This is a genomic window from Streptomyces populi, from assembly GCF_002911015.1.
Lineage (GTDB): Bacteria > Actinomycetota > Actinomycetes > Streptomycetales > Streptomycetaceae > Streptomyces > Streptomyces populi.
The window spans coordinates 1-2034 of record NZ_KZ627081.1 but is presented as its reverse complement, the minus strand read 5'-3'; the positions used below and the strand labels follow the sequence as shown (position 1 = coordinate 2034).

Annotated in this window: 2 protein-coding genes; both read right to left on the bottom strand. The window is 74.1% G+C overall.

Annotated elements, in window-relative coordinates; all coding sequences use genetic code 11:
• Positions 1 to 1196, bottom strand: a 1196-nt coding sequence (locus CW362_RS42720; protein WP_206301233.1) for a beta-ketoacyl synthase N-terminal-like domain-containing protein, incomplete at its 3' end; no start/stop codon positions are given.
• Between the two features lie 30 nt (positions 1197 to 1226).
• The coding region (locus CW362_RS42715; protein WP_162684456.1) for a beta-ketoacyl reductase at positions 1227 to 2034 on the bottom strand (808 nt) is incomplete at its 5' end.

Genomic DNA, 2034 nt, shown 5'->3' with positions numbered 1-2034 from the left:
TGGGGCAGCACCTGGTGCTGCAGGGCCTGGACCATCTTGATGATGCCGCCCACGCCCGCCGCGGCCTGGGTGTGGCCGATGTTGGACTTCAGCGAGCCCAGCCACAGCGGGCGGTCGCGGCCGGCGCCGTAGGTGGCCAGGAGCGCCTCGACCTCGATCGGGTCGCCCAGGCGGGTGCCGGTGCCGTGTGCCTCGATGGCGTCGACGCCGTCGGGGCCGATCGCGGCGTCCTCCAGGGCCTGGCGGATGACGCGCTGCTGGGCCGCCCCGTTGGGCGCGGTGAGCCGGCTGCTGGCGCCGTCCTGGTTGACCGCCGAGCCGCGGATCACGGCCAGCACGCGGTGGCCGTTGCGCTGGGCGTCGGAGAGTTTCTCCAGGACCAGCAGGCCGGCGCCCTCGGCCCAGCCGGTGCCGTCCGCGTCGGCGGAGAACGCCTTGCAGCGGCCGTCCGCGGCCAGGGCCCGCTGCCTGCTGAACTCCACGAAGGTGGTGGGGGTCGACATGACGGTCACGCCGCCGGCCAGCGCCATGGTGCATTCGCCGCGGCGCAGCGACTGCACCGCCAGGTGCAGGGCCACCAGGGAGGAGGAGCAGGCGGTGTCCAGGGTGAGGGCGGGCCCCTCGAGGCCGAAGGTGTACGCGATGCGTCCCGAGGCGATGCTGGGCGCGCTGCCGTTGCCGAGGTAGCCCTCGACGTCCGCCGGCATGGTGTGCATCCGGGAGCCGTAGTCGTTGTACATGACGCCGACGAACACGCCGGTGCGGGTGCCCTTGACGGCGGTGGTGGCCAGGCCCGCCCGTTCGAACGCCTCCCAGGACAGTTCGAGCAGCAGGCGCTGCTGCGGGTCGGTGGTCAGCGCCTCGCGCGGGGAGATGCCGAAGGCCGCGGCGTCGAACTCGGCGGCGTCGTGGAGGAATCCGCCGGTGCGGGTGTAGGTGTGTCCCGGCTTTTCGGGGTCGGGGTCGTAGAGCGTCTCGATGTCCCAGCCGCGGCCGGTGGGGAACTCGGAGACGGCGTCGGTGCCGTCCTCGAGCAGCCGCCAGAGTCCTTCGGGGTCGCGGACGCCGCCGGGGTAGCGGCAGGACATGGCGACGATCGCGACGGGTTCGGTCATCTGCTGCAGCCGCCGGCGGGTGTGGTGCAGATCGGTGGTGACGCGGTTGAGGTAGCTGCGGAGCTTTTCTTCGTTGGCCATGAAGTCCGCCCTCCAACGGCGGTGCGCAGGTCAGGAGATTCCGAGCTCGTTGTCGATGAAGTCGAAGATCTCGTCGTCGGTGGCGGTCTCGACCCGGTCGGTGACCTCCGGTGCGGCGAGCTGGTCGAGGACCGCGCGCAGCCGCCCGGCGAGCGAGGCGCGCTCCTGGGGGTCCAGGCCGGGCAGGCCGGCCTGGATGCGGTCGAGTTCCGCGAACCGGTCGGCGGCGGCGGGGGCGAGTTCGGCGGTGAGGCGTGCGGCCAGGTCGGCGGGGGTCGGGTGGTCGAAGAGCAGGGCCGTGGGCAGGCGCAGTCCGGTGGCCTCGGCCAGCCGGTTGCGCAGTTCGACCGCGGTCAGCGAGTCGAACCCCATGTCGAGGAAGCCGCGGTCGGGGTCGACGGCATGGCCGCCGGCCAGTCCCAGGGTGGCCGCCGCCCGGGAGCGCACCAGGTCCAGGAGCAGTTCGGTGCGCTCCGGTGCGGTGGCCGCCGCGAGGCGTTCGGCGAATGCCTGGGCCGCGAGGGGGCCGGGGGCGGGCCTGCGGCGGGCGGGGGCCAGATCGCGCAGCAGCACCGGGGTGTCCTGGGCCGGTACGCGCAGGTGTGCCGGTACCAGTGCGGCGCTCTCGCCCCGCCAGGCCAGGTCGAACAGGTGCAGTGCCTCCTGGGCGGGCATCGGGGCCACTCCGTGGCGGGCCAGGCGGGCACGGTCGGTGTGCTGCAGTGCGCCGGCCATGCCGGCGTCGGTGTCCCACAGGCCCCAGGCCAGGGAGACCCCGGGCAGTCCGCCGGCCCGCCGGCGGACGGCGAGCGCGTCCAGGAAGGCGTTGGCGGCCGCG